Annotated in this window: 9 protein-coding genes; 3 read left to right on the plus strand and 6 right to left on the minus strand. The window is 67.5% G+C overall.

The annotated features are described in order from the left end of the window. Positions 1-3 precede the first annotated feature (3 nt). From AC5P8C_RS19530 to pilG, 4 genes are read right to left on the minus strand one after another with little or no spacing between them, the layout of a single operon-like run. Positions 4-2,040 (minus strand): methyl-accepting chemotaxis protein, encoded by a 2,037-nt coding sequence (locus tag AC5P8C_RS19530; RefSeq protein ID WP_019660096.1) that lies wholly within the window; start codon positions 2,038-2,040, stop codon positions 4-6. A 41-nt stretch (positions 2,041-2,081) separates the two neighbouring features. Beyond that, entirely contained in the window at positions 2,082-2,612 is a 531-nt protein-coding gene (locus AC5P8C_RS19535) for a chemotaxis protein CheW (protein WP_495219267.1), read from the minus strand. Next, positions 2,612-2,974, minus strand: coding sequence for a response regulator (locus AC5P8C_RS19540; RefSeq protein WP_005410717.1), 363 nt, complete (start codon positions 2,972-2,974; stop codon positions 2,612-2,614). Before AC5P8C_RS19540 ends, AC5P8C_RS19535 begins: the two co-directional genes overlap by 1 nt. Before the next feature lie 18 nt (positions 2,975-2,992). Beyond that, positions 2,993-3,394, minus strand: a complete 402-nt coding sequence (gene pilG / locus AC5P8C_RS19545) for a twitching motility response regulator PilG (protein WP_005418455.1) — start codon at positions 3,392-3,394, stop codon at positions 2,993-2,995. Between the two features lie 240 nt (positions 3,395-3,634). Here pilG and gshB point away from each other — a divergent pair, with 240 nt between their 5' ends. Together gshB and AC5P8C_RS19555 are read left to right on the plus strand one after the other, a co-directional pair. Further along, positions 3,635-4,582, plus strand: a complete 948-nt coding sequence (gshB, locus tag AC5P8C_RS19550) for a glutathione synthase (RefSeq protein ID WP_495219268.1) — start codon at positions 3,635-3,637, stop codon at positions 4,580-4,582. After that, positions 4,582-5,466, plus strand: coding sequence for an energy transducer TonB family protein (locus AC5P8C_RS19555; protein ID WP_021203311.1), 885 nt, complete (start codon positions 4,582-4,584; stop codon positions 5,464-5,466). The genes gshB and AC5P8C_RS19555 overlap by 1 nt, the downstream gene beginning before the upstream one ends. Positions 5,467-5,957: 491 nt before the next feature. Here AC5P8C_RS19555 and tsaB read toward each other — a convergent pair whose 3' ends face one another. Then, positions 5,958-6,671 (minus strand): tRNA (adenosine(37)-N6)-threonylcarbamoyltransferase complex dimerization subunit type 1 TsaB, encoded by a 714-nt coding sequence (gene tsaB / locus AC5P8C_RS19560; RefSeq protein WP_019660100.1) that lies wholly within the window; start codon positions 6,669-6,671, stop codon positions 5,958-5,960. A 9-nt stretch (positions 6,672-6,680) separates the two neighbouring features. Further along, positions 6,681-8,729 (minus strand): DNA repair helicase YoaA, encoded by a 2,049-nt coding sequence (gene yoaA / locus AC5P8C_RS19565; RefSeq protein WP_019660101.1) that lies wholly within the window; start codon positions 8,727-8,729, stop codon positions 6,681-6,683. 507 nt (positions 8,730-9,236) lie between these two features. Between yoaA and AC5P8C_RS19570 the strand changes: the two genes are divergently transcribed. After that, positions 9,237-9,327 (plus strand): transposase (locus AC5P8C_RS19570; protein ID WP_332329010.1); only part of this gene is annotated, 91 nt, incomplete at its 3' end.

A 9,327-nucleotide genomic window follows, 5' to 3' on the forward strand; every position in this document is an offset into this window, starting at 1 on the left:
GCGTCACGCCGGCAGCTTGAAGTCGGCGACCGAACGGCGCAGGTCCGCCGCCAGCTGCGCGAGATGGCCGATCGATTCGGCGGTCTGCCCCGCACCCTGCGAGGTCTGGCCGGTGATCTGCCGGATCACGCCCATGGTGCGGGTGATGTCCGAGGCCGCAGCCGACTGCTGCTGGGCGGCGATGGAGATGTTCTTGATGAGGGTGTTCAGTGCATTGGACACGCGCTCGATCTCGGTCAGCGCGGTGCCGGCATCCTCGGCCAGGCGTGCACCGGACACCACTTCGGCGGTGGTCTGTTCCATCGAGGTGACCGCTTCGTTGGTGTCGGCCTGAATCGCCTGCACCAGGTTCTCGATGCGTCGGGTCGCACCCGAGGTGCGTTCTGCCAGGCGCTGCACTTCGTCGGCCACGACCGCGAAACCGCGGCCCGCTTCACCGGCCGACGCCGCCTGCACCGCTGCATTCAACGCCAGGATGTTGGTCTGCTCGGAAATGTCATTGATCAGTTCCACGATCGAGCCGATTTCCTGCGACGACTCACCCAGGCGCTTGATGCGCTTGGAGGTTTCCTGGATCTGGTCACGGATCTGGTCCATGCCCTGGATGGTCTCGCGCACCACGCCGGCACCTTCGGCGGCAATCACCACCGAGCGCTGTGCCACGTCGGCCGACTCGGCCGAGTTGCGCGACACCTGTTCGATGCTTGCCGCGATTTCGCCGATGCGGTCCGACGCCGAGGTGATCTGGTTGGCCTGGTGGCCGGCCGCCTCTGCCAGCTGCATGGCGGTGGCCTGGGTCTCCTGGGTGGACAGCGCGACCTTGGCCGAGGTGTCATTGATGGTGGTCACCAGGTGGCGCAGCTCGTCGACGGCGTAGTTGATCGCGTCGGCGATGGCACCGGTCATGTCCTCGGTCACCGAGGCCTTCACCGTCAGGTCGCCCTCGCCGAGCGAGGAGATTTCGTCCAGCAGCCGCATGATCGCCTGCTGGTTGCGGCTGTTGAACTCCACCTGGGTCTGGTAGCGCAGTTCCTGCTCGCGCGAGCGGCTGCGCACGTTGGTGGAAACAAAGCCGATGATCGCGATCAGCGACAGCGCACCGGAGACCACACCGATCCAGAAGTTCGGGAACAGGCGGGTGTCAGACACCGAGCCGAACGAGGAGAACGCGTCGAACAGCTTGCGGCTGTCATCCAGCATGTGGGCCGAACCCTGGCCCAGCGCGGTGGCGGCGGACTGCGCCGCGAACAGCTGGCGCGAGCTGGCCAGGATCGCGTCAGCGTCCTGCTTCATCGCTTCCCACTTCTGCTGCGACTGTTCCAGCGCGGCCACGGCAGCGGCACCGCGCACGGCGGTGATGCCCAGTTCCTCGTTGCCATTGCGCAGGCCGTCGAGCACCTGCGAGAACACGGTGATGTCACGCGCCAGCGCATCGCCGGCCGTAGCAGCGCCGCTGCCACCGGCGCGCATTTCGGTTACGCGGCGGGCCATGGAGCCGGCCACCACGACCTGCTGCAGTGCGCTGTACACCTGCGACGAGGGCGCGCCGGCAGCGGACATCGCACGCACCAGCTCGTTCAGCTGGGCCTGCAGCCCCGGCACGGCGCCGGTGAAGTTGTTGGCGTTGCCGGCCAGAGCCAGCACCGCCGGTTCACTGGCCACCAGCTGCCCGGCCTGCTTGCCCAGCGGCGCCCAGGTCTCGCCCAGCGTGGCGATCGCACCGGACACGCCCGGCTCCTTGCCATAGCGGCCCTGCAGGGTCGACACATTCTGTTCGATCGCGTTGCGGGTGGCCTTGAAGGCAGTGAACGCCTGCGCGTTGCCGCCCACCGCGTCACGGCCCTGGTTGGCCAGCTGCTGCGACAGCACCTGCAGGTCGGCCGCCTTGGAACCGGCATCGGCCAGGCGACTGCCCTGCCAGGTAGCGACGCCGGTGTTGACGCCGAACAGGATCATCGATGCCAGCAGCAGGAACAGCCAGAGGTTGCTGCCGCCCAGCCGCAGCTTGCCGGTCTTGGTGGCGTCCGAAGCAGTACTCATCGTTCAACCTCGATCTTCAATGCAGGGGGCGATGCCTGGCCTCAGGCCGCGGCTTGCCGGAATTCAGGGGTGCGCGACAGCAGCGAAAGCGAGAATACGCCCCAGTCGTGGCCGTCGGCATGGAAGGCGCGATCGACGAAATGGCCGTAGCGCCCTTCGGCCAGCATGCCGGCCTCGATCTGCTGGTCCAGTTCGAAGCTGCGCTGGCCGAACAGTTCATCGATGGTCAGTGCGACGTCGCCACCGGCCTGGCGCATGATCAGCACTCGCTGGCCTTCCTGCTGCACGGTACGCACGCCTTCCAGGAAGTACTTCAGGTCGACCACCGGGAACAGGTTGCCGCGCAGATTGCCCACGCCGAGCAGCCAGGGCTGCGCGCTTGGCACCGGGGTCACCGGCGGCATCGGCACGATCTCCACCACTTCGCGGAAATCGGAAACCAGCCGGCGCTGGCCGACGCGGTAGCCCACGCCACGCCAGAGGTCCTGGGCGAACTGCCGTTCGGGCAGCTGCACCGCGTGGGCCAGGCTGCGGCGTTCATAGGCTTCGAGGATGTCGAAAGGCGAGCGCATCAGGCCACCAGTTCGTTGATCCGCGCGATCAGTTCATCCTCGCGCGGCGGCTTGACGATGTAATCGGCCGCGCCCTGGCGCAGGCCCCAGGCCTTGTCGGTTTCCATCGCCTTGGTGCTGACGATGATCACCGGGATGTGCTTGATCGCTGCGTCACGGGCCATCGCGCGGGTGGCCTGGAAGCCGCTCATGCCGGGCAGGACCACGTCCATCAGCACCAGTTGCGGCACCTGGTCGCGGACCAGCTGCAGTCCATCCTCGGCGTTGTCCGCTTCCAGCACCTCGTGGCCGGCACGGCGCAGCCACTGGGTGAACACCGCGCGGTCGGTCGGTGAATCCTCGATCAGAACGATACGAGCCATTGTGCCTTTCCCCCCTGGTCAGGCGTTGACGTATGTGCGGATGGCACCCAGCAGTTCTTCACGCGTGAATGGCTTGGTCAGGTATTGCTCCGAGCCGACGATGCGTCCCCGCGCCTTGTCGAACAGGCCATCCTTGGACGAGAGCATGATGACCGGGGTCGCCTTGAACAGCTGGTTGCCCTTGATCAGCGCACAGGTCTGGTACCCGTCCAGGCGCGGCATCATGATGTCGACGAAGATGATCTGCGGTTGCTGGTCTGCGATCTTCGCAAGCGCTTCAAAGCCGTCGGTGGCGGTGACCACCTCGCAGCCTTCCCGCTTGAGCAGTGTTTCCGCAGTCCTGCGGATGGTCTTCGAATCATCGATGACCATCACCCGGAGTCCTGCGAGTTCCCCGCCCGCAGTCGTGTTTTCAGTCATTGCCTATCCCCAAGCGCACGGCCCGATCTCTGGCGGGGGCCGCTACGAAAGCGTATCTATATCGCACTTTCCGCGCCCGCTTCAAGGCCGCCCCATGGCGCGGGGCATGGCAGCCTCCTGAACGTGACGGGTTTCGCAATGAGTGCGCGAGCGCCGGGCGGACGCTGCGTTGCAGTATGGCAGGGAGGCGCGCGACCGGCGTTGCCGCTACCATCAACGCCTTGCCTGACAGGTGCGCCCATGCCGTTGAACGTCATCGTGGTGATGGACCCCATCGCCCACATCAAGATCGCCAAGGACACCACCTTCGCCATGCTGCTGGAAGCCCAGCGCCGCGGCCATGCCCTGCACTATGTGCGCCCGGGCGGCCTGGCCCTGGAGGGTGGCGTGGCAGTGGCCCAGACCGCGCCGCTGCAGGTGCGCGACGACCCGGCTGGCTGGTATGAGCTGGGCGCATTCAGCCGTACCGAATTCGGCCCCGGCCAGATCGTGCTGATGCGCAAGGATCCGCCGGTCGACGCCGAGTACATCTACGACACCCAGGTGCTGGACGTGGCTGCGGCCGCCGGTGCCTGCGTGGTCAACAATCCGCAGGGGCTGCGCGACTACAACGAGAAGCTGGCCGCGCTGCTGTTCCCGCAGTGCTGCCCGCCGACCCTGGTCAGCCGCGACGCCAAGGCCTTGAAGGCCTTCGCGCTGGAGCATGGCCAGGCCGTGCTGAAGCCGCTGGACGGCATGGGCGGCCGCTCGATCTTCCGCAGCGGCCAGGGCGATCCGAACCTGAACGTGATCCTGGAAACCCTGACCGACGGCGGCCGCAAACTGGCACTGGCCCAGAAGTTCATTCCCGACATCACGGCCGGCGACAAGCGCATCCTGCTGGTCGATGGCGAACCGGTCGACTACTGCCTGGCGCGCATCCCGCAGGGCGACGAGTTCCGGGGCAACCTGGCTGCCGGTGGCCGCGGCGAAGGCCGTCCGCTGAGCGAGCGCGACCGCTGGATCGCGGCCCAGGTCAGCCCGGAGATGAAGCGTCGCGGCATGCGCTTCGTCGGCCTGGACGTGATCGGCGATTACCTGACCGAGGTCAACGTGACCAGCCCGACCTGTGTACGCGAACTGGACGCACAGTTCGGCCTGAACATCGCCGGCACCCTGTTCGACGCGCTTGAGGCCGGCCTGCGCTGATGGCAACCGCACCTGCCGTCCTGCCCCCGCCACCACGCGAAGCGCAACGGCTGGGGGCGACCATCGCGCTGTCGGTGCTGGTTCACGCGCTGCTGATCCTGGGCGTGGGCTTCGCCGTGAAAGGCGATGCACCGCTGGTGCCCACGCTGGAAGTGATCTTCAGCCAGACCCGCACCGCGCTGACGCCGAAGCAGGCCGATTTTCTTGCCGCAGCCAACCAGGATGGCGGTGGCGAACACGACCGCGCACAGCGTCCGCGCGACAACCAGGCCGGCATCGTGCCGCAGGCGCAGCCCGGTTTGAGCCCGGTCCCACAGCAGCAGCAATCGGCCGCGCCGGTCCCGCCGCCACAGGCACGGGTGGTCAGCAGCCGCAATGGCGAAGAGGCGGTCGCGCAGGCCCAGTCCCGCCCCACGCCGGATCAGCCCGAACCGGACGCCCCGCTGAGTGCGCGCGAACAGCGCGATGTGGAAATGGCCCGACTGGCCGCAGAAGTGCATCTGCGCTCGGCGCAGTACGCCAAGCGCCCGAACCGCAAGTTCGTGTCGGCCAGCACGCGCGAGTATGCCTATGCCAATTACCTGCGGGCCTGGGTTGACCGCGCCGAGCGCGTGGGCAACCTGAATTACCCGGACGAGGCCCGGCAGCGCCGGCTGGGCGGCCAGGTGGTGATCAGCGTGGGCGTGCGCCGCGATGGCAGCGTGGAGAGCAGCCGGATCCTGCGGTCGAGCGGAACGCCACTGCTGGATGAGGCGGCACTGCGGGTGGTGAAGCTGGCGCAGCCGTTCCCGCCGTTGCCGAAGACCGAGGATGAGATCGACATCCTGCAGGTCACCCGCACGTGGGTGTTCCTGCCCGGCGGCGAACTGCGCGACGACCGGTAGGGTTTGTTGCCCGGGCCTGCGGCCCGGGACCCGCTGAAAGGCTAGAGCAACGGCAACAGCAACAGCGGCGGTTGGTGTACTGAAGCGTGGCGAGGCGGTGTCGGGCGGCGGGGACGCCGCAAGTACGTCCGTGTAGGCTTAGCACGGCATCCATGCCGCGGATACCCCGCCGCCCGACACGCCCCGCCTCTGATAGATCGCGGCGCACCATTGCTTTGGTAGGTGTCGACCTGGGTCGATACACATCCACGCCACGCGTGGATGCAAGCGAAGCGACCCGCTTTTGATTTTGACTTTTCTTTTTTTGATCTTCCGTGGCGGACGCGCACGGAAACTGTCAGAGGCCGGGCGGGTGGGCTGCGCAGGGGCGTGAGCCGCATGGATGCGGCGACCGAGCTTACATGGACGTACTTGCAGCGCCCCCTGCGCAGCCCACCCGCCCGGCCAAACCACGGCTTTTGATCTACGCGACCAACTCCGCCACGAGGGGCTCAGCCGTTGGCCTTCGCCTTCGCCTCGCGCGCGGCCTGCTGCTCGACCAGGGTCAGTGCCACGTTGTCACGCAGGTATGCTGGTTCGACCTTCTCCGGTGCGACGGTTTCGCCGCGGGCGAACGCCGGCACCGCCAGTGCGAGCACGTCAGACGCACGCGGCAATGCCGTGGCGTCGAATCCGCGCAAACCTGTGCCGAGCTGCGCGACCAGCGCACCCTCGGCTGCGGCGAACCCGGTACCGACACCGTAGGCCGACAGCCCTTCCGGCAGCGCTACCGCAGCGGGTGCGCACACGCGTTCGGCATCGCGTGCCACCGGCAGGCCGTCCACACGCTCGAAGCGCGCAACGTACAACTCTCCCATCCGTGCGTCGATCGCCGACAGGATCTGCGTTTCTTCCGCCGGTGCCCGCAGCGCCAGCACCTGCAGCGTCGAGACCGGCAGCAACGGACGATCCAGCGCCAGTGCGATGCCCTGCGCGATGGCGATCGCCAGACGCACGCCGGTGAAAGCACCAGGACCGCGGCTGAGCGCGATACCGTCCAGCTGGCGGCGGCTGATGCCGGCTTCGGCCAGCAGCGCCTCGGCCCACGGTAGGCTCAGTTCGGCATGCCGGCGCGGGGCGATCTCGAAACGTTCCAGTACCTGTCCATCGACATGCAGGGCAACGGAACAGGCTTCGGTGGCGGTTTCAAAGGCGAGCAGTTTCATCGGATCAGGTCAGAACAGGGGGAACGTGACACCGGGCGCCGGCTCCGGGCCCGCCGCGGCGGCGGCGGTCGGAACGGCATCATCGGCCACGGGCGCCCATTGTGGCGTAAAGAAGGCCTGCACATCGGCCAGGCTGCGGGTGCGCCGGAACGGCGGCAGCGACTCAAGAAAGACCCGGCCATAGCCACGGTTGAGCAGGCGCGGATCGCACAGGACCAGCACGCCCCGGTCGCTTTCGCTGCGGATCAGGCGGCCAACGCCCTGCTTCAGGGCGATCACCGCCTGCGGCAACTGTTCGTCGCGGAACGGATTGCCGCCCTGGCTGCGGATCGCCTCCAGGCGTGCCTCGTAGACCGGGTCGTCCGGGGCCGCGAACGGCAGCTTGTCGATCATCACCACGCTCAACGCTTCGCCGACCACGTCCACGCCCTCGCGGAAACTGGCCGAGCCCAGCAGCACCCCATTGCCCGATTCGCGGAAGCGCTGCAGCAGCGTCGCACGCGGCGCCTCACCCTGCACGAACAACGGCCATGGCCCATCGCGCAATGCCTCGGCGGCCTCACGCAGGGCGCGATGCGAAGCGAACAGCAGGAACGCCCTGCCCTGCGAGGCCTGCAGCACCGGCCGCAGGGTCTGGATCAGCGCGGTTCCGAAACCACGTGCGGCCGGATCGGGCAGGCCTTCAGGCAGGTAACACAGCGCCTGCTCGGGCCAATTGAACGGACTCGGCTGGACCAGCGTCTGCGGGTCGTCCAGCCCGAGGCGGGTGGCGATGTGATCGAAACCACCGCCCACGGTCAGCGTCGCCGAGGTGAAGATCCATGCGGCTCGGCTGCGTTCGCGATGCTCGCGCAATGGACCGGACACGTCCATCGGCGTGCGCTGGCAGCGGAAACCACGCGGGGTGAGCTCATACCAGAGCACATCGGTGGCATTGCCGGTGTCCGCAGGATCGGTATCGAAGTCGAGGGCGGGTTCGTCATCACCCAGCCAGCGACCGAGCCGCGAAACCGCCTCACGCGCCCGCGCATGGCAGGCATCCAGGCCCGCCGCGGCTTCGCGCAGCGGCTGCAAGGCCTGCTCCAGCGTCACCAGCCCCGCCATCACCGTGTCGAAGCCATCGCGCACCTGCGGCATCGTCAGCGCACGCCACTGCGTGCCGCGCGGCGGCAGCCCCTCCATCGCCGAACGCAACGCCAGCAGCGCCTGCTGCAAGTGGTCGACCGGTTCCTGGAGCGCCGACTGCGCCCCCCCGACGCCGCGCGCTTCGGCCAGGCAGTCGCGGCCCAGCTCCTGCCACGGGCGCATGCCGAAGCCTTCGCCGAAGAACTGCGCGGCCAGTTCAGGCAACTGATGCGCCTCGTCGATGACGAAGGCCTGCGCCCCCGGCAGCAGCTCACCGAAGCCATCCTGCTTCAATGCCAGGTCGGCCAGCAGCAGATGATGGTTGACCACCACTACGTCTGCCGCCTGCGCACGTTGCCGCGCACGCACCACGAAGCAGTCTTCCCAGAACGGGCAGTCGGTGCCCAGACAGTTGTCGACGGTGGAGGTGACCATCGGCAGCAGCGGCGAATCATCGGCCAAACCGTCCAGTTCGGCGATGTCGCCGAACTCCGAGCGTCCGGACCAGGCCAGGATGCGCTGGAACTGCGCCGCCTGTTCTGGGCTTGAGAAGCGCGGCTCGCCCCGCGCCTGCTGCAGGCGGTAGCGGCACAGGTAATTCGAACGTCCCTTCAGCAGCGCACTGCGCAGGCCGACACCGAGTGCCTGGCGCACACGCGGCAGGTCGCGGTGGTAGAGCTGGTCCTGCAGCGCGCGGGTGCCGGTGGAGATGATGGTGCGCAACCCGGACAGCAGCACCGGCACCAGGTAGGCGAACGTCTTGCCGGTGCCGGTACCGGCCTCGGCCAGCAGCAGGTCACGCTGCTGCAGCGCATCGGCGATGGCTTCGGTCAGGCGCAGCTGGGCCGGGCGCGGGACGAAGGCGTCCAGATGCGAGGCGAGCGCGCCGCCGTCGCTGAGGGCTTCGCGGCTGGCATGGACAAGGTCGGACATCAGAGGGAAAGGATACCCGGCCGGGCGCTGCCCGGCACCCGTTTCAAGCCAGAGCACCCGCAAAAGCAACGGCAACAGCTTGGTTCATGGCTCTGGGTTTCTACGTGCTGGGCGGGTCGGGAGGGGCAGGCAGGACACGCCGTAAACCCATCCCTGGGGGCTCGATGGCGCCATCCATGGCGCCAACGGTCCTGCCTGCCCCTCCCGACCCGCCTTCGACAGTTTCCCGGTGACGGATGGACGCACGTCGTAAGGTCGAGCTTGCTCGACTGGCAACTCAGAAGCTGTGGGAGGAACGAGGGAAGAAGATGGATTACTGCGAGCGCGCGCAGTGCGCGACCCGCTTTTGATTTTCTTTTTCTCTTCCGTGGCTGGCAGCACACGGAAACTGTCAGAGGCCGGGCGGGGTGGGTACGCGGGGGTGTCCGCGGCATGGATGCCGCGGCCAAGCCCCCAAGGTGAAGTGACCCCCGGGAGTTGGACGCCAGATCCAACCCCGAGGGATACATGAACAGATACGACGCTCGTTTCAAACTGCAGGTCGCCAAAGAGGCCTGCAAGACCTCCACATCAGTCAAAGCCGTTGCTCGTCGCCACA

This window comes from Stenotrophomonas sp. YJH_SMC_46, assembly GCF_059370315.1.